Genomic DNA, 25,159 nt, shown 5'->3' with positions numbered 1-25,159 from the left:
GGCGCGGGGCAGTAAAAACGAGGAGGAAGTTTATGGGGGAGTATCGGTACAGAGAGAATGTGAAACGGGGGATGGCGTTTGCGTTGGCAATTATATTGGGAGGAATGGCTTTTTTGCCAGGATTCCCGGTTTTTCCGGCGAAAGCGGCACCTGCGAGCGGTCAGCAGACAACACTGACGACAGCCCATGGCGATACGCTGCTGGGACACAAGCTTTATTGTATCGATAAGGGCGGTTATGCGATCTGGGGAATTGCAGAAAAAGGGGATCTCTATGAAGCACACCGTCCCTCCCAGGCATCCGTTCCGCTGAGCAGTCAGGAACAGAAATATGTATTTTGGGCGATGCTCTCGCTCAGAGCAGCGCTGGGGGATGAAAAGGCAAATACATTTATCCGGGCGATCAATGTGGCAGCAAAAGCACAGGGAAAACCGGAAATTATCAAGATGGTGTCCGAGGAAGATCTGAAAACAATCCTCTATGTTCCGGCTGTGCGGGCAAAATATCCGTGGCTGGAGGCAGCTGCGTCAAATAGTGAGGCGTACATGCAAATGGGAGGAATGCTGTCTGGCGGAGGCAGCAGAAAGGAAAATACCGGTGTCGGCGGCGGAAAGATTCCAAATGTGATAGCTTCCAGCACCTCGCTGGGAACGGCAAAACAGGTAGATGCGGCGACTCTGACGCTGTCGTTTGCGCCGGATGGCTCGGATTGGGATTTTATCCGTTCTGTACCGCTTGAATTTTCAAACAATGACGGTGTTTCATTCAGCCCGGTTCCGACCGATGGATGGACGTATACAAAAACCGACTCGCAGATTGTATTTAAAAATCCAAATCCAAAACCGTCGAAAGCCCTGATTCGTTTCCGGGTGGAAGGAACCCCATACGCTTCGGGCGGCGGGGGATATGCTTCGGCGGAGGAGGCGATTGACCAGTCGCTTCAAATCTGGGAGTGTGTGACCTGTTCGGGGACACACGGAGGCGGAACGCCTGCCAAAAGTGATCCGTGGATTCATCAGCGGATGGCATGGATGGAGCTCGGAATGGTTCCGGTCAATTATTTTGCTGCATTGGCGGGCGATCCAACCCCGGTACCGGAGCAGGGAGGCATTCAGTTTGAGGTATTTAGGCATGAAGAGGATTTTGCTTCCACCTATAATCTACAGATGTATAAATACGATCATGAGACAGGGAAAGCGCTGGAAGGGGCGCGGTTTGGCTTCTTTGAGCGCTTTGACGATAAGAACAGGGTAAATACTGAGCGGGACGGAGCTGCCGAATTGTATGAGGGCGGAGAACCATATGCCAGTCATTATCAGGATGAGCCGGTTCTCTGGGATGGTTTCAGACAAGTGGGTTCGGCGGTAACAGATGGCGATGGCTACGCCTCCCAGACAGTGGAACACGGTTATCACTATGATAAGACATTCTGTGACGGTCATCCGGCGCCGGCCTTTGTACCTGTTCCAGAGGAAGAGGAGGACGAAGAGGGAGAAGTCATCAATGAGGATGAGATTGAGGCGGCGCAGGCAGAAAATATCCGCCTGGCAAATAGCTGGCTTTTGTGCGAAGAGGAATGTGAAAGAAAGGCGGGCGGAGACTTTGAGGGCGTCCATTTCCACTGGATAATGGAGGAGGTCGATGCAGGGGAGATAGAAGGTATCGCGTCAGACGGCGGCTCCGAGGGAGAAACACCCGATGCGGGACCGATGACAGGGGCAGACGGGGAAACTTCGTATGCAAAGTCTGGCTGCCAGGAGGACTGTGGGCAGACGTATGAGAAGTTCATTTCCATGAAGTACAGTTATACCTGGAAAGAATTTAAAGCGCGGGATGGATATATTCTGCATGATAGACATGCAGATGATCTGCCGATTGAGATTATCACAACCGATGCATCTGAACATGGGGCAAATGCGTCATTTGGAGGCGGGCATTCGCGTGATGTAGCGCTGGGAACGAAGAGTGTGAGAAGGAGTCAGGGCATCGGAGATGCTTTAGAAAATCGGAATGAAGAAAGTGCGGGGAAGACAGGATTTTTTGGGAAAATTGGCTTAGACGATCAAAGTGCGCCTGGTGGGACGATTTGGGAGAATCTAACGACTTTACCAGGCGAGGAGGCGGTATTTCCAGAGTCTTTAAAAATGCGTGTTTTGCCGCAGCGGATCGTTTTGTTTACAGCATTGGATGCAGCGCTTCTGAGGGAAGCGACACCGTCGGAGGAGGAAGCAACTGCCTCGGAGCTGAAAGTATCTATTTCGGACCATCTGGTAAATCGTGTCCAGAAAGGTTTTGTGTTTATTGATGAAGCGGATGATGATTTAGAAGAAGCAGAAAAAGCGGAACGTGAAAGTATTCGGCGATATACGGCAACCGGCTCAGATTTATTGACAACCGAGGCGGATTTTTATACAAGCTGGCATTCACCTTCTTTGTTGTATCAAAATCCTCAGTTGTCACAAAGAACGGAAACATTGGCGGGGGCGGCAGAAGAGTCACTATTTTTCCCTGCCTATGAATCGGCGCTTGTCTCCGCGAGTGTGGGTTCAGCGATAGAGCCGGGAAGTGCTGGCAATTTCAGCCATTGCAATGGGGCAGACGGCGGGAAAGATGCCTGGAGGATCTACGATCACCGGACAGAGGGCGAGGTACATATCAATAAAAAGGATCTGGATCTGAAAAGGGGCGAAAATGAGTCTTACAATGCTCTTGGAGACGCACAGGGGGATGCGACGCTGGAAGGCGCAGTGTATGGCTTGTTTGCAGCAGAAGATCTGCTGCATCCGGATGGGAAAACAGGGGTAGTTTACCGGGCAAATCATCTGGTGGCGGTGGCGACGACAGACAAAAATGGCGATGCCTCGTTTCTGGCATGTACAGAGGCGCCGGGGCGAACCTATGATTATTCGAAGGGGACAATTGCGGATGCAGCGGATGGATGGCGAAAGAAAGCGCCGGGAAATCTGTATACACAAGATGCGGCGATCGATGATTATACGGCAGATAAAGCCTGGGAGCGGATTTATTATAACAATACGTCAAAGAATGGAAATGCCTGGATTGGACGCCCGCTTCTGATGGGGGAATATTATGTCAAGGAATTAAGCCGATCCGAGGGCTTTGAACTTTCGATTGGAAATAAACTTCACGCAGTTACAAACCTGGGACAGGATCTGGAGGCAGCGGCCCTGGAACCGGGAGAAGGATATGCCCATATTTCCATGCAGATGTATGGGGAAGAGCAGGCAGGCGATGGCGGCGCTGATACGAATGAAATTTTCTTTTCGGCAGAGTCGAAGAACACGAAAGATGGAGTTTATGAGATTGTGGTGTCAGGGCTGCCGGAGGGCGTGAGCTTTTATCGAAAAGACGAGGGAAAAGGAACGGTTTCGGTGGAAGCTGGGACAGGTGAGTATGAAAAAGTTTATACCGGGGAACTGGCAGTGGCAGAGAACGACTATCAGTATCCAAAGTACAATGCGGATGGCACGCCGATGAATAAAAAAGTTCCGATTGAGTATGCGGCGGGGTGGATGCGCCAGGTCCGGGTGCAGGAACTTGTGCCGGAGACAGTGGAATCAGTTCTTTTGCAGGCTGAAACGGGAATGACCGAGGAAGAAAATGCGGACAAGCTGGCAAAGATATTTGATGTGGATGACTTTTGTTATCTGAAAGGGAAAGCCGAGCGGGTACTCCGCAGACATGCGAAAATAACACCGAGGACACCGGGAGCAGGAGGAAATGCATATTCCAGTATCTATACCGGCGTATTTGACCGGGGCCTCCGGGAAGGAGAGCGGGACGTGTACGGCGTCAGCGGTGTGACGCCGGGAGAAAAGGCAGAAAAAACAGTGTATGGTTCTCCGGTTCAGACGATTGCGGTGCCGAAAACAAAAGATGGAATTTCAATGACAGTGGGAGATGTGATCACTTCCATTCTGGATTTTTATCATACCCATCCATATATCAGCTATGGCGGTCTGGACGCGGTGCAAGAGTCTTCGGATTCGTTTGAATTTACGGTATATGCAGGAATTTTAGGAATACCGGAGAATTTCATGGTACTGGGAAGTGATCCGGAGAAAGACAGCCTGATTTTTCACCGGGCAGAGTGGCTGCCGGAGAATATGGAAATGTGTCCGCGTTATGTGTATATACCATATTCAAATAATCGAGGTCGGGACGCATTTGGAACGTATACTGATTATAGGGAAACTACCGCTGGAAATCAGGTGATGGCGTCGGCACTTTTGCAGACCGATGCTGTGATTGAGGGAGATGGTACGATTGTTCCGAAGGAAAATGAGGTAAATGTCTATTACAAAACCGGGGAAATTCCGCACGATGCGGATGGGCAGCCGCTTCGGGTATTTATTTACCAGGAAAAGACAGAAACACAGCAGCGGGAGGTGACGGAGACAAAATGGGTTCATCAGGCAGCAGAGCGGAATGCAGACGGAAAATACATACTGCAGATCAACGCGAATTTTACCGACAGTTTTGGTGTAAAAAAAACAAATGCGGGTGTGCTGGAAGAGCTGGGATTTAAGGCGGTATTGAAAGAGAAGAAGGTTACACTGAACGAGGAAGAAGCCGCAATGCTGGGAAATGGTTTCTTTGCCGGCCACCAGATGAACAGTTCCAGCTATTACACGTGGGTAAAACAGGCGCGGGCAAAGGCATATATCGATTCTGGACGTTCCGGCTTGATAGGGGATGATTCCTATGTGATCCCGGTGGCACTGGCATACCCTGGGCAGGAGACTACCTATCAGGATGCCGGGACAAGAAAAGAACCGCTGGGTGTACTGGAGCGTGTGATCCGCCAAAAGATAAAAATCATCAAAGATATAGCGACGACCCCGGAGAACACCTATGCACATAACACTTATGCGGAAAGTGGACATACCGATCTGTTTACGGAAAAAGAGGGAGGGAAGGAAAATGTCGCTTCGGCACTGCCAAAATTCCGTTTTAAGCTCTATTTGAAATCCAATCTGGAACGTCTGTACCGGAATACGGATGGCGAAATCGTGTGGATGAATCGGGATGGAGAAGTTGTCTCGTTGCCGGAGGTAAAAAAGAATTTTCCGCTGCTTATAGAATCCTTTGCTCCGGTTCAGAAAATTTTCACGCAGGTAACTCATAAAAAAGATTCCCAGACGGCTGGTTCCGTCAATAACAATGTCTGGGACAGCGCAGTGACGGCAAATGATCGTCTGTACGAATATGGAAAAGACGGGCAGATCGCGGATTCGAAAGAGGTCAATCAGGGGTATACAAGACTTCTTGAGACAGTCATGCGGATCAAGGAAGATGGAGCGGGAGCGGTACGGGAAGTTCCAGGCTATCAGTATGAGAAATTTTTCGATGCGATGGCGGTGGCGAACCGGGATAAATGGCAGCGGGCAGATGCAGCAGATACATCCTTTAAGCCGTTTGCGTGGATCCGTACGGGTATTTTTGGAAGCAGCGGCGGAGAAACAAAAGATCCGGTGCATCATAACAATGCGGCGATACAGAATCAGAGCCGTACGTCAGAAGCAGCCATAGAAAATGCAAAACGGTCGGATGCTGTCCGTCAGTTTGCGATTGACTGGTATTTGAAGAATGAGGTAAAGAAGCAGAACATTCAAGCATCGGGAGAACAGGAAAGCTATCCGGATTATATCTATGATGAAGCATTATATCAGGCAATTTTAAAAGCAGAGGAATATTTGAAGCCGTTTTTCTCCTATGATTTGGACGATTTATACGCGATTGAGTGGGACAGCGCGGAAAATGGAGGTTCCGATCGGGACAAAACAACGTTGTCAGCAGAAAAATTAAAAAAATCCGAGGAAGGTTATTATTATGGCGTTTCGAAATACCTTCCTTACGGAACCTATGTGGCAGTCGAGCAGCAGCCGTATTCGGGAGCACTGGAAGATTTCAAAAACCAGCATTATCGGATCGACCAGCCGAAAGAAATAGAAGTCCCGTCGGTTTATGAGGCAGGTGGAAACCTCGTATCTCCGGAAAAAAAGTCAGCGGATTATCAATATGACGCCTCGGCATCGCCGGAAACGCTGGCGGCGAACTATCAGATCCGGATGAATGAAGAGTGGGGAGATACAAATCAGGCGGATTTGAGGAAATATGTGATCCGCGCACATGGACAGGATGGAAATTATGAGATTTATAAGTATGGTCTGGATGCGGATAAACGGCAGGGAACGATTTCCTATCCAGGCGGAAGCTATGACTACAGCGGATTTTCGCCCGCTCAGAGGGAAATGGCGCCGTACAAGGACATTTATCGGTCTGAAAATGAAAACAGCCGGTACCGTAGCAACGAGAAGGTAGAAAGCTATTACCGTTATGGTTCGATCTCAGAGCAGGCAGGGTGGGCAGATTCAGTGGAATATCCGTATGGAGAGAAGACGGATGATAACAATCCGGCGGGATTTTATCTGAAAGATCATGTCAGGACAATCACCGGGGCGCTGACCGGGTTTGACGGGCGGTATTTTCAGGGATTGGTGCCTTACAGTGTGACAGAACCAGCGGCGGAGTCAGCCTATGATGCGTTGGGATTTACCGGCTACGCGGATGGAAAATACCGGAATACGTTTTATGCTGCAAAGCTTCGGATTGAAAAACTAGATTCGGAGACGGGAGAGAATATTCTGCATGATGATGCGGTGTTCGCTATTTATGCCGCCAGCCGGGACACGTCGAAGTACAGCGAGGGGGAGGTGCAGTTTTATGAAAAAGATACACAGGTGACAGCCAGCCGGGAATTTTTGGAGGCAATGGGGGCAAAGAAAATCGCGCCGGTTGATTTGAAAACGCTAATTCCGTCAAAATACCCCTGGAAAGCACCTTATACAGGAAAATATACAGGCATAATCCCGGCAGGAACTCCGATTTGCAGTGAAACCGATCAGGTGGTGATGCAGGATGCCTTTGGGACGCGGACGGGCACATTCCGGGTTTATTCGACGCTGCAGGATTTTGGTGGTTTGGGGGAAACTCTGCCGTCCAACCAGAATACAGGATATCTGATTACGCCGCAGCCGCTGGGAGCAGGAGCCTATGTGTTGTGTGAATTATCTGCACCGGAAGGATATGTGAGAACGAAACCGATAGCGGTGGAAGTGTATTCGGATGAAGTGACGTATTATCGGGACGGAGAGCGCGGTCAGCGGGTGGCAGCTGCCGTGTATGGAGAAATGGTAACCCGGATAAGTAGCAACGGAGAAGCAGTACAGAACCCGGATGGAACGAAGCCAAATGGCAATAAGCCGCAGGACCGGGGGGATGTGGCGCGGATTTATGTAGGAAATACGCCGATCCGGCTGGAAATCGCGAAAGTAAAACAGGAGGAAACGGAGATTTTGTTTGAGTTGAGCGATCGGCGAGAGGGAACTTTGACCGAGCTTTCGAACCGTTATGGTCTTGAAAATCTGGAACTGGCGTACAATGCGTCGGGAACGTTCCTTGGGTACGGGTGGTCAAAAGGCTGGCTGGACAGTCTGAGGGCAAAACAGGAAGCCGGGGAATGGATTGACCTGATTTATGAGGATCAGGTTTTTACTGGAAAGGCGATCTGGCATCGGGTTCCAGATACAGCGCACGCATTCAACCGATATCTTCCAGGTGCATCAATGCGCCTGTATGATGCGATCGAGGTAAAGAAGAACGGGGACAGTGAGGACCGGGCGTATGCCGGTGTCAATGTGGTGCGCGATTCGTTTGGAAATGTGACCCGGATGTATGTGCAGAAAGGCTATGCGGGAAACCGGCTTCTGTATGTGAGGGATAAAGATCAAGAGGGGGAAGATAGCAAAGGAGAAAATAACAATTATACACGATATACGCAGGATGACCGGTTCAACGACCAGGGAAAAGGCAGATGGATTCTCAAGCGGATTGAACGCGAAGATACAGACATTTTATATTATGATCTCGGGGCTCTGGAGGTATTTACGACACTCCGGGGCGTGCGGTATGCCTATAACGAAAAAGGCGAACCAGTGCGTCCAAAAGACAGCGAACCGATCTATGCGATGAAAGATGGCGTTCCATTTCTGGAAATTGTAAGCCCAAGCTATGAAGAACTGGCGTACAGCCGGAAAGAAAGGCGGTTTGAATACGTTCCGTCCGGGACGAAATTCTATCATCTGGCATCAGACGGAAGCCGGGACAGCGAGGTAGAACCGTACACGGGAATGGCATATGTGACGGAGGAGAAAACCGGTAAAACATTGGTGTGGGTGATCCAGGTATCTAAGGATCACTATGGAAATGTGATTGCCAGGGATAAGGTAAAGACCGGCCGCGTGGCAACGATGTATGCTGATACGGAACAGGAGTACACGATTGGAACATATGACGGAGGTCTGCTGCAGCCCCATGTCAATCCGGTTTTGAATGAAAATGGGCTGCCGGTTTATTACCAGCGTTCCGATCAGACCTATATCAAAGGATATCCCGTTTATGATCGGGATGGCGATTATGTGCGTTACCGATACAGCGATCTTCTCAGAGCTTACAATGCCAATGCATGGGATCTGCAGTTGAAGGCAGCGCTCTATGATATTGGAAATGATCCGGAAAACCGGGAAGACGATCGACCGCTGTACCACCGTCAGGGGGAGGCGTATCTGATGGAAAACAGCTGGATAACCGGGGATGAAACGCCAAACGATCCGTTCCATACACGGATCAGAGATGGGCAGGTGGACGTTTTAAAACGCGTTCCGGTGGGAGTGTATATTTTAGAGGAGACGCGTGCCCCATCCGGCTATGCGAAACGGATGCCGACAGGTCTTACGGTAGAGGAAACCGGTGAAGTACAGGAGCTGCGCCTTACTAACCGCCCGATCACGGTGCAGATTGAAAAGATCGACGCGCCAGAACAATATCAGCAGCCAGTCCGGGACTATGATCGCATTTTGAACGAATCGGATTCTAAGACCTGGGAGGAAGGAAAAGGAGGTTATACGTTTTCAAGTGTGGAAGGAGCCGTGTTAGCGCTCTATCCAGCAAAAAGAGTTGCGAGTGGTGATTTGGAAACACATCCGTCCGGGTATTATCTGGAAAAGAAAGGGGAACTTCCGGCGAACTGGACGGTACTGGATGAGAGAAACCAGAAAAAGACAGTGACTGCCAAATGGACCGTCGGAAAGACGCCAATGGCATGGGAGGGGATTCCGGCAGGCGATTATATTCTCGGGGAGATAGAGACGCCTCCGGGATATCTGACAAATCAAATGGAGGTGGAAATCCAGGAAACTTCTAAGCTGCAGCTCATCACGATGCAGGAAGATCATATAAAAACCGCCTTTTTCAAATATGAGAAGAAGGATGGAAAAAAAGAATGTCTGCCGAATGCATATGCGGCGGAGCTGACCCTGTACGAGGCAGTGACAGATGAAAATGGAATTGTCATGGAAGCGGATGGAACACCGCGCTATGACCGGGAAAAACGGGTGAAGAGCTGGAAGACCGAAGATGCGAAAGCCTACAGCCAAGGAAGCGACAGCTTTGCAACCCGCTATCAGAAGCTGTATGCAGAATATCATACAAGGTTCAACACGGTTACATGGTGTGGATATACCGCTGAAAAACAGGAAGAAACAGCGACAGAACAGGGCGAATCAGTGCGTCAGCTCTGGAATCTGGGAAATGGTTCGCAGGTGCTTGTTCAGGTAACGAAAAATCTGCAGCCGGATGGAAAAGCAGGCTACAGCTATGATTTCCGCTGGAATTACCAGACGGAGGGGACTCTGGTCAGTTATGATACCTCCGATGGGATTCACCGGATTGATTATTTACCGCTGAATCCGACGAAAAATGATTTGGCTTCGAACAGAAAGAAAGGCTATTACGTTCTGGTGGAGACGAAAACACCAAGCGGCTATCAGAAAGCAGCACCGAAGCCGGTGATTGTCGAAGAAACTGCTGAAATTCAGCTTTACGGGCTGGAAAACAGGGCAAAGTCTGTCTATATTTCCAAGCTGGGAAGCTCAGGAGAGGCATCCGAAGAGGCAATTTATCTGGCAGGCGCAGAACTTGCTGTTTTCCGGGCGGCACAGGATGGAAGCCTGATGCAGGAAAAAGAATATTTAGTGGAACGCTGGATTTCTGGATCGGATGGAAAATTTACAGAGGAAGAAGCAGAAAAACAGGAGATTCCGGCAGGCTGGAAGGTAGGGGACTGGAAGCCGCATCGGATTTCTCCGATTGCCTATGGAGTGTATTATCTGGTGGAACTTTCGGCACCGGCAGGTTATCGCCTCATGGAACCTAAGAAATTTACGGTGGCGGCTGCTTCGGGGGAGACAATCGAAGCGGTTAATACGTTGAAACAGGGACGGGTTCGGGTTGAAAAGGTGGATGAGAGAAAGCCAGAGGAAAAACTGGCAGGTGCGGTGTTTGAAGTGAAAAACAGAGAGACGGGAGAAAAGGTTCAGATGGAGACAGACGAGAGCGGTCAGGCGGAAAGCCCATTGCTGCCAATCGGAACGATAGGGGAGAATGGAAGCTGGATTCCGTACCATTACGAAGTCCGTGAGACGATGCCGCCGGATGGATATCAACTTATTCCGCGCGTGTACGAGGTGCTGATAGAAGATCAGAAGGAATGCGAGGTGCTAACGTATGATCTGACGGTGCCGAATGAAACAACGAAAATCAAAATTTCCAAGCTGGATTTCGATACGGGTCTCTTTGTGTCAGGAGCAAAGCTGGCAGTGTATGAAGCCGGATTTTTGGATGGTGTGTACACTGAAGCGGGTGAGGCATTGGAAACCTGGATCTGCGATGGGAAAACACACGTGATAGAAGGAAAGCTGATTGCCGGGCACACGTATCTTCTGAAAGAACTGGAAGCGCCGGATGGATACACTGTGCAGAAACCGATGATTTTCACGGTGTCAGATACAGGCAGGGGGATTAACGCAGCCAGAGATGGTGCAAATGCGCTGGAGACAGAGACAGCAGACGGTTTATTTGACAGCATAACGTCTCTGCAGGTGCAGGGAAGAAAAGCGCTTCGTCTGGTGAGAACTCTGTGGGATTTGGACAGTGGGGAAGAATTTGTACTTTCGTCACTGATGGAAGCTTCTGTGCCTTATCTGGAACGAGAAAAATGTGAAAAAGAGGGGGTGGCGGAAGGACATCGTTTCGAACTGCGGGAGATCATTGAGTTCAGTGACGGCAGCCGTCGGACGATAGGAAAAAATACATTCCGTCTGAATTGGGATGAGAACGGACATTATCCGCTGACGCTTCGAACATTAAAAGGAACGAGGTATCGTCTGGAAGAATATCATCAGAAAGAGACAGATGGCAGGGAAGTGGAAAGCTGGATCCCGGAAAACAGAGATGGCCTGGGATATATCCATGAAATACGAAATCCGGAATACAGCGATCCATGTGGCATCCGCGCCGTTTCCCCGATTGGAAAAGACGGAGCAGCGGTGCTGCCGGGAAGTGTAATTGTATATGAAATTACATATCGGAACCAGTCAGATAAAAAAGAAAATATGAAGATTGGACTGGAAATTCCAGCTGGGTGTGAACTAATGACAGCGGCTTCGATGGGCGGAGCGGAACAAATAGGTGAATCCTGGTATTGGAATATAGAGAATGTGGCAGCCGGATCAGGAGGCATTTTGCGGGTGGCTGTTCTGGTTGGAGATCATATAAATGAAAACGGACAGGAAAATCATTCTGGTATGACGGTAACGGCAACGATATGGGGAAAAACGGGCAAAAGCTATGAATCCTTCCATCCAATTCTATCTCCGGGCGCAATTGCTATCGCCGGGCGGGTGACGGGAACTGCTGCGGCGTTGTTAAGGCAGGTAGATATAACATATACGTTATACTTAAAGAATGCGGAGGGAAAAGAGCTTCCAGGCTTGATTTCGTACACAGGTTCTAAATCGGGAACGCTGCGAAGTGGAGGAAGCCTGACGCTTTCTTGTGGCGAATCGGTTGTTTTGACAGGAATGCCGTGGGGAACAAACTATGAGGTTCGGGCACAAGTTCCGGCACAGACTCCGGATGGACTGCCGATCGAGTGGAAGAGTACAGGAAGCACGGGACGGACCTCCCGGCAGGGAAATACAGTGCTCTGGGAATTTCATCAGAATGATCGGTCGGTGCGCGAAGTGCTCAAACGTGGGAATAGATACCGCCTAGTTGAACTGCTGGAACTGGACGGTGGAAAAACGGAAGAGGTGGAGTCGAATCAGATGATTTTTTCTCTGGGGGACGATGCACAGATAGACGGAATTGGAATGATAGATTCCCCGACAAAGCTGGTCTTTTCAAAGACAGATCTGGTCGGAACGGAGCTTCCGGGTGCTCAGATAGAGATTCTGGATCAGTCTGGAAATGTAATCGAATCATGGATTTCTGCGGATCATCCTCATGAGATAATTGGAACGTTGACACCGGGAAAGAGTTATATAATGCGCGAGACGGGAGCGCCGGATGGATTTGCGTATGCGGAAGAGATTCCGTTTACTGTTTCCGAGGATGGAACGGTCGAGCGGATTTCCATGCAGGACAAGCCGACGCACGTGGAAATCACAAAATACAGTGTGACGGGAGAAAAGGAACTGCCGGGGGCGCGGATGGAACTCTGGGAGGAGAAGGAAGGCGGAACCTTGGTTGATTCGTGGGTATCTGATCGGGGCGCCCATGTGATAAAAGGAAAGTTAAACGCTGGAAAAAACTATGTGCTGGTAGAAAAAATAGCGCCGGATGGGTACTGGAAAGCAGAAAAAGTGACATTTACGGTATCACTGGACGGTCGAGTCGATCAGGTGAAGATGTATGACAGACCGACGGAAGTGCAGGTGGAGAAGCGGAAATGGAGGGAGCAGAAAGGAGATAGCGAATTTGTAAAAGGTGCCCTCCTGAGGATTTCCGATGAGGCTGGAAAGGTAATATTGGAATGGATTTCTGAAGAAAAGGAGAAATGTATACAGGGCATTTTAAAGGAGGGCTGCCGCTATATTCTGGAAGAGCTGGAAGCGCCGGAGGGCTACGAAAAAGCCGAACCAGTTTCATTTACGGTTTCAGAGGACGGAACGGTGACGGTTGTGCGGATGTATGACCGTTTGAAGCCGGAGAAGCCAGGGCGACCGGGACATGGTCAGCCGGAATATCCAAAGAAAGTGATAGAAGAGCTGAAAGAGGGCTATTTAACAGTTCACGTGCCAGAGTCGATCTGTGGAGAGGGGAAAATTGTTCTCGACAGCAGACAGATGAAGCCGCTTCCGAGGATGGGATATGGAGAATCAGCCACCTGGGGAGTGGAAGGCGCTTATCAGATTGAGGACGAAAAAGAACGTCTGAATGAAGTGATTTCACTGATTTGGAAGTGGAAACTGGTGATTGGACTGATATGTATGAGCGTTGGGACAGGACTGGCGCTCGCAGAGCGGCGAAGAAAGGAGGAAAATATAAAAAAGAATATGGAGAGGAATGATAAGGGCAAGGAGGAGTAAAAAAATAAGAGAAAAATGAACAGAAGAAAGATGTACTCTCGGAGTCTTTTCTGCACTTGCTTTTGCGGCTAACAAAAAACATTTCACAAAATCAAGCACAGAAAGATTTCGAGAGCACATAAAGTGGGAGAGGAGGAATTTTATGAATCAGATGGCGAAAGGGCTGCTCTTCGGAGCAGCCGTACTGAGCCAGACGGCTGCGGGATGTTTCTCCGCTGCCGCAGCATCCATCGATCGGGTCAGGATTCGGCTGGCAGCAGAAGAGCTGGATGAAATGGGAATGCCTGTTTTGGAGGCAGAAAGCCGGGACAGGGCATATAGCGTCACTGGTGTGGAACGAATCTCCGGTGATCCGGCAAGCGGACCGGCGATGGATGGGGCAGAGGTGGGAAAAAAAGAAAATGAACAATATAAAGGGAGCATACAAGCCGACTCTGAAAATATAGGTACCAAAGAAGTTTCTTTAGAAGAACGAAAGATAGAAGAAATCCATGCAGAAGAACCTGCTCCGGAAATTCTATACGAAATAGAACTGGAATCCGACGCAGATGATTCTTTTTCCGTCCTTCGCCAGGAGGACATCCAGTTTTCAGGGCTTGGCGCGGTATGCAGCAAGGCAGTTCGGAAAGATAATGGCACTACGTTGCTTTTGACGATCGAATTACAGGATGCCGGAGAGATAATAGGAACGGTGGATGCAGCAGGCTGGGCGGAAAGAGGAATTGGCAGGTGGAAGAAAGCGCCGGGGGCTTCGGCATATTTGGTGATGCTTTACCGGGATGCGAAGCGTGTCGGACATCCGCATCGGACGAGTGCTGAACAGTACGATTTTGTACCGTTGATGCAGACTGCGGGTGTATATCATTTTAAAGTGATTCCTCTGACAAAGCAGGGAAAGCGTGGTCAGGCAGCAGAATCGGCATGGAGGAAAGTGACGGAGGCAGAGGCAGCTCAAAACCGGGAAGAATGGGGAGGGAAAAAGCCGGGATGGCAGCCAGAAGGGGAAATTCCATCGTATATTTTAAAAGATGGTGCATACCCGCAGATGGATTCTCTTTTGATTGGGGAAAAGTATGAGCAGTTTAATGAAAAGGGGGAAAACGTGTCGCGAACCGTAATATTTTGAGGATTTTCGTATAATTTATAAAAATCAGTTGAAAAAGCAGAAGAAATGTGATAGCATACCTCACATAAGTTCGTTCCTGTTTACTGAACCGTCCTGACGAGTGATCGAAGGTCAGTCAGGCAGGGACACTCTGGAGAGTCTCCAAGAAGGAGCGCCGAAGGTGTAAGACGGATGCACGTCCATGGTATTCGTTGATCTCTCAGGCAAAAGGACAGGGCATACAACCAATCACAATGGAACCAGGGGATGAGTTCTATTGTATGCATATGTTCTACTCTTTGGAGAGCTGATTTGTATCAGCTCTTATTTTATTACTCGATCCCGGATTTATAAAAGAGCCGGAATCGTAACGAAAACATAGAGGAGGATAAAAAATGGACACGATTTTGACACTGGTAAACAAAGGCAATGATTTTCTGTGGAGTTTTCTTCTGCTGATTCTGCTGTGTGGAACGGGCATCTATTACACGATTCGTCTCAAATTCATTCAGGTAAGAAAATTTGGAGAGGGCTGCAAGCATGTGTTTGGACATTTCAGCCTGAACGGAGAAAAACATGAAAAAGGGGAAATGAGCCCGTTTCAGTCGATCATGACGGCGATCGCAGCACAGGTTGGTACTGGTAACCTGGCAGGTGCGGCGACAGCGCTGTTTGGCGGCGGTCCGGGGGCAATCTTCTGGATGTGGCTGAGCGCGTTCTTCGGAATGGCGACCATCTACTCCGAGGCGGTTCTGGCACAGACCTACAAGACAGAGGTAAATGGTGAGGTGACAGGCGGACCTGTCTACTACATCAAGGCGGCATTTAAAGGTAATTTTGGAAAGGTATTATCCACTCTGTTTGCTATCTTTATTGTTTTAGCACTTGGGTTTATGGGCAATATGGTACAGTCCAACTCGATCGGTGCTGCGTTTACAGAGGTATTTCAGGTATATGGAATCAATATTCCGCCGATCACGATCGGTCTTGTGCTGGCAGTACTGGCAGGATTCATTTTCATTGGTGGAACCAAACGTCTGGCAGCTGTGGTAGAGAAGGTTGTGCCAGTTATGGCAGGCGTTTACATTGTAGGAAGCCTGATTCTGATTGGTCTTCATATCAATCACGTGCCGACAGCATTTATGATGATCATCAAGGGCGCGTTTGATCCGAAAGCGGTAATGGGCGCTGGTGCTGGTATCACCGTCCGCGAAGCAATCCGTTTTGGTGTAGCGAGAGGACTTTTCTCCAATGAGGCAGGTATGGGTTCCACACCGCATGCTCACGCACGTGCGAAAGCAGAAAGCCCGCATCATCAGGGGCTTTGTGCGATGATCAGTGTCTTTATTGATACATTTGTTATTTTAAATCTGACCGTATTTGCAGTCCTGACAACGGATGCGATGAGCTCCGGCAAGGATGGTACAGCGCTGACGCAGGCGGCATTCATGCAGAGTTTTGGAAACTTTGGTTCTATTTTTATTGCGATCTGCCTGCTGTTCTTCGCATTTTCGACGATTCTGGGATGGCATTTCTTTGGCCTGACGAATGCGAAATATCTGTTCGGCGAGGGGGCGGCAAAGGTTTATTCCTTCATCGTAGTGATTTGTATTGTCATTGGTTCTATGTTAAAGGTAAATTTAGTATGGGCTCTGGCAGATTTCTTCAACGCGCTGATGGTTATTCCGAACGTTTTGGCATTACTTGCATTGAGTCATGTGGTTGTGGCGGCTGATCGGAAAGCGGAAGCGATCACGAAAAATGTGACACAGGCATATCGGGCTGCAGAAGAAAAGTAAGAGCAAATAAAGAGAAGATAAAAGGTAACTGTAAGCGTAAAAAGCAAGCATTAAACAATCATTCAAAAAAGACCTGCTTATGTAGTGAAATACATAAGCAGGTCTTTTTTATGAAAATGAAAACAAATAAAAAACCAAAAATCCCTAAATAGCTGCCATTACCTTCCGCTCTCTGTAAAAATAAGGAGTTTCTCTCTTTGCTGTCTGCTTTTTAAGTGTTTCATCGGTCAATTTGCGGACAGACTGCAAAATCCTCAGATGCGTCTCCAGAGGGAGTGCATCAACGGTCAGTTCCGCTTTTTTCGTGCATCCATCCACACCGCCTGCTGCCACAACCCGGCGGAGCAATTCTGTCTCGGTGCGGTCAGAGGGGAGAAGATTCCGTCCTAATTCCAGGGAGAGCAGGGAGGCAATGCCCCAGCCCCACCAGTTGGAAACGCCGCTTGCCAGCGTCAGGTCTGCTGCTTCTGCGGTGCAGATAAGTTCGCCGTGTGGAACACCTGCGAGAATTTCACGGCGGAAGGTCCCCATTCCCATCTCGTTGCCGCCATCTCCGATGGAAATGACCGTGGCACCAGCTTCTCTGGCAGCAGACAGGAAAAGAGCCGAATCCGTGATCATGTCGTCGAGCTGTTCACCGCGCATGCTGTGATAATGTCCGTTTTCAGCTTTACCTGGGCGCTCCAGGCTGATCAGATGGGTCGGTTTTGCATCACGGATAAAGGTGCGGATAAAGTTATCCGTATTCTGTTCCGGCAGACGGATCAAGGTTGCCTGCGGAGCGCGGAAGCGGAGAGCCGCTTCCAGATGCGGATAAGAAGACCAGTCGGTTACGACTGACACGCCGCAGCCAGCTGCCGTCAGCGCTGCTGCGAGGTTGGCAGTTCCGGAAGGTCCATCCGTCTCGCCGGTAATAGAACCGTCTGGCATTCGAACCGGGAAACCGGTCAGAAGAACGGCTCTTTTCGCATGGGCGAGAGAAGCAGACACAGCCGCAAGTGGGGAAGCAGGCAGAGATGCTAAAAGTCCGCGACCGCCAAAATCCTGTTTCATAATTAAATCTAAAGTTTCATAAAAAGTCATGGTATCAATCCTCCAGGTATACTGCATTGTGCAGAAATTGACAGGGGATTTTCTATCTGGATGATCCGAGCGCTTATTTACTGGATAATTTCCAAATCAAAAAAGATTGGAAGCAGTCCGGTATGGTAGCTGTATCGGAATCATGTGCAATAAAAAAAGACCCACGTATCCTGTAAGATTCATGGCTCTTATTTACGAAGGGAGCATCCGGGCAGGAGTCCCGATAAATAAAAGAATCTGTTTTGTTATAATTATATTGTAAATGAAAAATATCAGACTGTCAATTCCAAATTTATTTTACGGCTGACAGAAAGCAAAATTTGGAATATAATAAAAAATGGGGTAACTGTTCAGTAGGTCAGCGCATTTACTGCGCTGACCGTACGAAAATATGGGTCAGCAGGCAAAAATCCCATTGCCGTAGGCAATTTTTAATGGATTTTTGCTTGTGGCTGTGAAGGTACTGAACAGCTACAAAATAGGCATATAAACAAGCTCAGAAATAAAAGCAGACAAGAAAATGGATAGAGAGAATGAAACGAGAATCAAATGAGATAAAAAAAGAAAATGACCGCGCCGCATCGTTCATGCGCTTCTGCGAGGTAGTCCGCCATCTCCGTGCCGAGGACGGCTGTCCGTGGGATCGGGCGCAGACGCATACATCGCTGAAACCGTACTGCATTGAAGAAGCGGCAGAGGTGATTGGCGGTATCAATATCTGGGAGGTGACCGGCGATGCGGAGAACCTGAAAGAAGAACTGGGGGATTTAATGCTGCAGATTCTTCTTCACGCGCAGATCGCGGAGGAAGAAGGACTGTTTACGATACGGGAGGTCATGGATGGCGCCAGCGAAAAGATGATCCGCCGCCATCCGCACGTGTTTGGTAAGCCTATGCTGTCCGAACAGGGGGAACCGATCACAGATTGGGATGCAATCAAGAAGCAGGAAAAAGCCGGAAAAGAGTGGACGGAAGCGTATCTTCCAGGAGCTCTGGAAGAGGCGGAGAAACTGCTCGAGCGGGCAGAGGAGCGGAAAGGCATCAAAAAATAACGTTTGAGATGCTTCAATACTGAAATAAATAGAAAAATCTATATATAAAAAGGCATTCGGTCAAAATGGAATGCCTTCGTTCATTTATAAATGCTAATTCGTACTTTTCGGCAAAGACTGACTTTCCTTTACCAGATCTTCTAAAGTAATATTATAGAAGAAATTGTGTACAACCTGATCAAAGCGTTTCCACATCGGCAGGGTCACACAGCTTGTCTGACGTTCGCACGGCGGCGCATCCGGTGCAAGGCAGGCAACGGAAGAGAGAGAGCCTTCGGTCAGTTCCAGAATCTCTCCGGCGGTATATTCATTAATCGGACGGGTCAGACGGTAACCGCCGCCTTTGCCGCGCTGTCCTTCCAGTAATTTATTTTTGACCAGAACCTTCAAGATGATTTCCAGATACTTTTCAGAAATCTGCTGACGGGTGGCAATTTCATTCAGTGGTATATATCCAGCAGAATTTTGTTCCGCCAGATCGATCATAACGCGCAGAGCGTATCTTCCTTTTGTCGATATCATTCGGTAACCTCCTTACTATTAACCAATTATAACGCAAGGTAATAGGACTTTCAAGGAGAAAAGCGTGGAAAACATAGAAAAAAGTTTTTTTCTAATACCTATTGACAAAGTTGGTTTATAAGAGTATCATTAAGCCATCGAGTTCAGAAAGAACATGAAAATAAAAAGGAGGCAGATACAATGGCAAGACAGAATATTATATGGAACGGAAATCTGATGTGTTGTTGTCGAATGTGTAATTCCCGGGCATTTTATATGGTCAGGTAAATTTGCATATCTGCCATTTAAGAGAATGACAACGATTTAAGATGCAAGCCATTTGCCCGGGAGCTTAAAGAAAATTAAGCGGTCCGGCTTTTTGTTTACCCAAAAAGCTAAATATACATTTGCATAAGCAAATATAATATTGCGGAAAAAGCAATTATTTTATATAAAACTTGAAAATAAATGGAAAAACGCTTGCTCAAATAAAAAATGAATATAAAATAAAAACAAATTTACATACTAGGAAATAAACTTTCAGAAATAGAAAGAGAGGTATTTTGAGATGGGAAACTATAGATTTGAGACTCTTCAGTTACACGTAGGTCAGGAGCAGCCGGATCCGGCAACCGATTCCAGAGCCGTTCCGATTTATCAGACCACTTCTTATGTATTTAAAAATTCAGCACATGCGGCAGCACGTTTTGGTCTGGCAGATGCCGGTAACATTTACGGACGTCTGACCAACTCCACACAGGATGTTTTTGAGAAGAGGATCGCAGCACTGGAGGGCGGCGTTGCAGCACTGGCAACCGCATCCGGCGCAGCTGCTATTACATATACAATCGAGGCACTGGCAGCGGACGGCGGTCACATTGTAGCACAGAAGACCATCTACGGCGGCAGCTACAACCTTTTAGAGCATACACTTTCCCATTTCGGTGTATCTACAACTTTCGTAGACGCTCATAATCTTGAAGCGGTAGAAAGTGCAATTCAGGAAAATACCCGTGCTATCTATCTGGAGACTCTCGGAAATCCGAATAGTGATATCCCGGACATCGACGCGATTGCTGAGATTGCACACAAACACGGACTTCCGTTAGTCATTGACAATACATTCGGTACACCGTACCTGATTCGCCCGATCGAGCATGGCGCAGACATTGTCGTACATTCCGCTACCAAGTTCATCGGCGGACACGGAACCACTCTGGGCGGCATCATCGTAGATTCCGGTAAATTTGACTGGAAAGCAAGCGGCAAATATCCGGCAATCGCAGATCCGAATCCGAGCTACCACGGCGTATCTTTCGTAGAGGCAGCAGGTCCGGCAGCATTCGTTACCTACATCCGTGCGATCCTTCTGCGTGATATGGGCGCTACGATTTCCCCGTTCAACGCATTCCTGCTTCTTCAGGGAACTGAGACATTGTCTCTGCGTATCGACCGTCATGTAGAAAATACCAAGAAGGTTGTTGAGTACCTGTCCAAACATCCGTTAGTAGAGCATGTAAATCATCCGTCTCTGCCGAATCATCCGGATCATGCACTGTATGAGAAATATTTCCCGAACGGCGGCGCTTCTATATTCACCTTTGAGATCAAGGGCGGACAGGCAGAAGCTCATAAGTTCATCGACAATCTGCAGCTCTTCTCCCTGTTAGCAAACGTAGCAGATGTAAAGAGCCTGGTTATCCATCCAGCAACAACAACCCACTCCCAGCTGACTGACGAGGAGCTGGCAGATCAGGGCATTAAGCAGAACACCATCCGTCTTTCCATCGGTACTGAGCATATCGACGATATCATCGAGGATCTGGAGCGTGGATTTGCAGCTCTGAAATAAGTAAGAGTGTGTCGGTCTGAGAATCCGAAGCATATACATAATAAATGGTAAATTGATAAAATGCGGTGTCATCTGCCAACTCTTCTTTAAGCAGGGAAGAACGGCAGATAACGCTGCATTTTTACTATTCCATTTTGGAAGAAAACGGCGTAGAAAAATTCATACCAAACCGCCTTTTACAGGGTAAAATGCTGAATTGTTGGGATTTAAGGAGGAAACGGGGAGGCGAGTCTTGACAATAAGGGCGGGTAAGTGGTAATTTATCAGATAGAAGGATACAGAGCTGTACATTTGTGATATAGGGGGGCTCTGGATTCCACCATAAAATTTAAGAATGAGGTGCAAAAAATGCAGGAGATGAAACCGATTAAAGAAGGAAAAGTCCGTGAAATTTATGACAATGGAGACAGCCTGATTATGGTTGCAACGGATCGTATCAGTTGCTTTGATGTTATATTACATAATGAAGTGACAAACAAAGGCAAAGTACTGACACAGATGTCCAAGTTCTGGTTTGACCTGACGAAAGACATTATCCCGAATCACATGATTTCCGTAGATGTAAAAGACATGCCGGAATTCTTCCAGCAGGAGAAATTCGAAGGAAAGAGCATGATGTGCCGTAAGCTTGAGATGCTTCCGATTGAGTGCATCGTCCGCGGTTATATCACAGGAAGCGGCTGGGCAAGCTACCAGAAGACCGGAAAGGTTTGTGGAATTGAACTGCCGGAAGGCTTAAAAGAGTCTGACAAACTGCCGGAGCCGATCTACACACCGTCCACTAAGGCAGAGATTGGCGATCATGATGAAAACATCTCCTATGAGCAGAGCGTAGATCATCTGGAAAAATACTTCCCGGGCAAGGGAAAAGAGTATGCAGATAAGCTGCGTGAATACACGATTGCACTTTACAAAAAATGTGCGGAGTACGCACTGGAAAAAGGTATCATTATCGCAGATACCAAGTTTGAGTTCGGTCTGGATGAGAATGGCAACATCGTTCTTGGTGATGAGATGCTGACTCCGGACAGCTCCCGTTTCTGGCCGGCACAGGGCTACGAGGCAGGACATTCCCAGCCGTCCTTCGACAAGCAGTTTGCACGCGATTGGCTGACCGCTCATCCGGGCAATGACTGGACACTCCCGCAGGAGATTGTGGACAAGACCATTGAAAAATATCTTCAGAGTTATGAGATGCTGACCGGCGAAAAGTTGGCATAAGCGGATTACTCGATGCAGCCAGTCAGGCAGCGGAAGAAAATGCATTGAATAAAAGTCAAAAAGCTGCTGTGAAAAGAATGAAATTCTTGTTTCGCGGCAGCTTTTATATATGGAAATAAAAAACAAATATATCGCTAGTTCGTAATCTGCAGCAGAGGGGCTGTTTACAGATGTGTGCTTTTGAAAGGGAAAATAAAAGATGCGCGATTTCATGGATTTATTTAGCTTAAAGGGGAAAAAAGCGATCGTCACGGGCGGAACCAGAGGACTCGGCTATGGCATGGCAGAGGGACTGTGCAGAGCTGGGGCGGAGGTTGCTATTTTGGGAACAAGTGAGAAGGTGCGGGAGAGCGCTGATGCGCTTGCACGGACAACCGGTGTGGTGGTTCACGGAATAGTGGGAGATCTGGTAAGAGAAGAGGAGGTTCCGAATATCTATAAGCGTCTGGTGGAAAGCCTTGATGGTCAGGCGGATATACTGGTAAACTGTGCGGGAGTTCAGCACCGGTGCGTGGCAGAAGATTTTCCGATGGAAGAGTGGAATCGGATTCTGCGAGTAAATTTAGGTGCTATGTTCCAGATGTCTCAGCTGGCGGCGCGGGATATGCTGCAGCATGGATACGGCAGAATTATTAATGTGGCATCGATGACCTCCTTCTTCGGAAGTGTGATGATACCGGCATACGCGGCAAGTAAGGGCGGTGTGGCGCAGCTCACGAAAGCCTGCTCCAATGAATGGTCATCGCGTGGTGTGACCGTCAATGCGATCGCACCTGGTTATATGGAGACAAAGCTCACATCGGATATGAAAGCCAAAAATCCGGATCAGTATGAAGAGGTAACGGCGCGGATCCCGATGTACCGCTGGGGGAAGGCGGAGGATCTGGCAGGAATTACCGTGTTTTTAGCGAGTGACGCGGCAGAATATATAACGGGAGCGGTAATCCCGGTGGATGGCGGCTACCTGGCGAAGTAAACGAGAGAAAAGGAAAGAAATATGAATCTATTTGATATAGTAGGTCCGGTGATGGTCGGACCGTCCAGTTCCCACACAGCGGGCGCGGTTCGGATTGGATTTGTGGCGCAGAAGCTTCTTGGGGAACCGGTTAAGCGGGCAAGGATTGGTCTGTACGGCTCATTTCTGGCAACGGGAACCGGACACGGAACCCAGAAAGCGCTGATTGCGGGACTTTTAGGAATGGTGCCGGACGACATGCGGATTCCGGACAGCTTTCACCTGGCAGAGGAGAAAGGGATTGAGTTTTCCTTTGAGGAAGCTAATTTAAAAGAGGCGCATCCAAATTCGGCGGAACTGGAGCTTGAGGGTATTTCTGGACGCAGTCTGACGGTAGTAGGTGAATCACTGGGCGGTTCCCGGATCAATATTGCGAAGGTCGATGGGATTGAAGCCAATTTTTCCGGCAGTTATCCAACCTTGGTTGTCCACAACGACGATCAGCCGGGACATGTGGCGGATGTGACGGCGATGCTGGCGCACAAATCGATCAATATTGCGACGATGCAGCTCTACCGTGCGGCGCGCGGCGGCATGGCAGTGATGGTTATTGAGTGCGATCAAGAGATTCCGGAAGAAGGGCTTGTGTGGCTGCGCCGTCAGGAGGGTATCCGAAAGGTAACATATTTAAGTCTTCGATAGGAAAGGTTCATATAAGAAAAGGAATGGAACGGGAAAATGGAAATGTTATATCATTCAGTGAGTGATCTGGTCCGCTTAGCGAACGAACATCAAATTCCGCTCTGGAAGGTGGTTCTTCTGGCAGATGTGCAGGAACGCCAGGTGACGGTGGAAGAATCGTTTGAAACAATGCGGCAGATGTATCAGGCGATGCGCCAGGCAGATCAGGAATACGACGGCTCGATCGTCTCGGCAAGTGGAATGGCGGGCGGCGACGGAGAAAAACTGCACGCATACAATGCCTCCGGTCGCAGCCTGGCGGGCGGATACATGGGGCTTGTGATGGAAAAAGCGGTGAAAATGGGAGAGTCCAACGCCTGTATGAAACGAATCGTGGCGGCTCCGACGGCGGGCGCATGCGGGGTGATTCCGGCGGTATTTTTGTCGTATGAGGAATATTGTAAGGAAACGGAGAACCGGATGGTCGAGGCACTCTTTGTCAGTGCAGGAATCGGTGCGGTTATTGCAGAAAATGCGAGCATCGCCGGTGCATCGGGTGGATGCCAGGCGGAGATTGGTTCAGCAAGTGCGATGGCAGCAGGGGGGCTGGCATATCTGCAGGGCGGCGATGCGGAGTGTATCGCGAATGCAGCGGCATTTGCCCTCAAAAATATGTTGGGACTAACCTGTGATCCGGTCTGTGGTCTGGTTGAAGTTCCGTGTATCAAGCGGAATTCCGCCGGCGCCGTCAATGCGGCGGTCAGCGCGCAGATGGCAATGGCGGGAATCAAGAGCGCGATCCCGGCAGACGAGGTCGTCGATTCCATGCGCCGGATCGGCAATGCGCTTCCGGCTGCTTTACGCGAGACGAGTGAAGGCGGTCTGGCAGTGACCGAGAGCGCCAGAAAGATAGCAGAACGGATGGGAAAGAAGGAAAACATTGCGTAGAAAACCCGGGAAGGCAATGAAAATCAATAGAACCAGACAGCACGCGATTGCAGAACCTGTCAGAACTGTTCCAGCTGCTGATTAGAAAATAAAATTGTAGAAGAAAGAACAGCAATATAGAAATAGCTCTGTTTAAATGATGCCAGAATATTCTTGAAAATCACAAAAAAACATATAAAATAGCAAATTTAGAAAAATGCTTGACTTTCCGGGAATGCTCTGGTATCATAACATACGTCCTCGAGACAAGGACAAAAACAAAACACGAAACGAAAGAAATGATTTGAAGATTCTTGATGAACTCAGAAAAATTTCAAAAAAACGTGGATTTGTAAAAAAATAAAAAAGTGTTGACAAAAGCAAAAACTTTTGATAAACTATAAAAGTTGCTGCTGAGGCAACAACAAAGAACCTTGAAAACTGAACAGTATGTAAAACCCTGAAAATTCTA

General features: G+C 48.6%; 11 protein-coding genes and 1 riboswitch. Of the genes, 9 read left to right on the top strand and 2 right to left on the bottom strand.

All coding sequences use genetic code 11. The annotated features are described in order from the left end of the window. Positions 1-32: 32 nt before the first annotated feature. The 3 genes from DWZ45_RS05700 (at position 33) to DWZ45_RS05690 (ending at position 16,415) form a co-directional block, all read left to right on the top strand. Entirely contained in the window at positions 33-13,511 is a 13,479-nt protein-coding gene (locus tag DWZ45_RS05700; RefSeq protein WP_118468113.1) for a SpaA isopeptide-forming pilin-related protein, read from the top strand. A 142-nt stretch (positions 13,512-13,653) separates the two neighbouring features. Next, complete coding sequence (locus DWZ45_RS05695) at positions 13,654-14,637, top strand: hypothetical protein (protein WP_118468111.1); 984 nt, start codon at positions 13,654-13,656, stop codon at positions 14,635-14,637. Positions 14,638-14,757: 120 nt separating this feature from the next. After that, a riboswitch (glycine riboswitch) is annotated at positions 14,758-14,862 on the top strand. 149 nt (positions 14,863-15,011) lie between these two features. Then, complete coding sequence (locus DWZ45_RS05690; protein WP_022359445.1) at positions 15,012-16,415, top strand: sodium:alanine symporter family protein; 1,404 nt, start codon at positions 15,012-15,014, stop codon at positions 16,413-16,415. 144 nt (positions 16,416-16,559) lie between these two features. Here DWZ45_RS05690 and DWZ45_RS05685 read toward each other — a convergent pair whose 3' ends face one another. Beyond that, complete coding sequence (locus DWZ45_RS05685; RefSeq protein WP_118468109.1) at positions 16,560-17,498, bottom strand: DUF4392 domain-containing protein; 939 nt, start codon at positions 17,496-17,498, stop codon at positions 16,560-16,562. A 533-nt stretch (positions 17,499-18,031) separates the two neighbouring features. Between DWZ45_RS05685 and DWZ45_RS05680 the strand changes: the two genes are divergently transcribed. Then, positions 18,032-18,550 carry a MazG nucleotide pyrophosphohydrolase domain-containing protein gene (locus tag DWZ45_RS05680; protein WP_207663373.1) on the top strand — a complete coding sequence of 173 codons (519 nt, stop codon included), beginning with the start codon at positions 18,032-18,034 and terminating at the stop codon, positions 18,548-18,550. Between the two features lie 93 nt (positions 18,551-18,643). Here DWZ45_RS05680 and DWZ45_RS05675 read toward each other — a convergent pair whose 3' ends face one another. Further along, positions 18,644-19,072: an Rrf2 family transcriptional regulator gene (locus tag DWZ45_RS05675; RefSeq protein ID WP_022359441.1), complete on the bottom strand. Its 429-nt coding sequence runs from the start codon at positions 19,070-19,072 to the stop codon at positions 18,644-18,646. 547 nt (positions 19,073-19,619) lie between these two features. Here DWZ45_RS05675 and DWZ45_RS05670 point away from each other — a divergent pair. The 5 genes from DWZ45_RS05670 (at position 19,620) to sdaAA (ending at position 24,708) form a co-directional block, all read left to right on the top strand. Continuing rightward, on the top strand, positions 19,620-20,903 hold the full coding sequence (locus DWZ45_RS05670) for an O-acetylhomoserine aminocarboxypropyltransferase/cysteine synthase family protein (protein WP_118468107.1): 1,284 nt from the start codon (positions 19,620-19,622) through the stop codon (positions 20,901-20,903). A 348-nt stretch (positions 20,904-21,251) separates the two neighbouring features. Continuing rightward, entirely contained in the window at positions 21,252-22,124 is an 873-nt protein-coding gene (locus tag DWZ45_RS05665; RefSeq protein WP_022359439.1) for a phosphoribosylaminoimidazolesuccinocarboxamide synthase, read from the top strand. Positions 22,125-22,335: 211 nt separating this feature from the next. After that, the gene (locus tag DWZ45_RS05660) at positions 22,336-23,100 is read left to right on the top strand and encodes an SDR family oxidoreductase (protein ID WP_333491434.1); all 765 of its coding nucleotides are present in this window, start codon (positions 22,336-22,338) and stop codon (positions 23,098-23,100) included. Positions 23,101-23,121: 21 nt separating this feature from the next. Next, entirely contained in the window at positions 23,122-23,781 is a 660-nt protein-coding gene (gene sdaAB, locus DWZ45_RS05655) for an L-serine ammonia-lyase, iron-sulfur-dependent subunit beta (RefSeq protein WP_107000463.1), read from the top strand. Positions 23,782-23,823: 42 nt separating this feature from the next. Continuing rightward, on the top strand, positions 23,824-24,708 hold the full coding sequence (gene sdaAA / locus DWZ45_RS05650) for an L-serine ammonia-lyase, iron-sulfur-dependent, subunit alpha (protein WP_118468104.1): 885 nt from the start codon (positions 23,824-23,826) through the stop codon (positions 24,706-24,708). Positions 24,709-25,159 lie beyond the last annotated feature (451 nt).

This window comes from Clostridium sp. AF32-7AC (assembly GCF_003477925.1).
Classification (GTDB): domain Bacteria; phylum Bacillota; class Clostridia; order Lachnospirales; family Lachnospiraceae; genus Otoolea; species Otoolea fessa.
The sequence above is the reverse complement of the archived record's forward strand: the minus strand, read 5'-3'. Positions and strand labels throughout refer to the sequence as shown.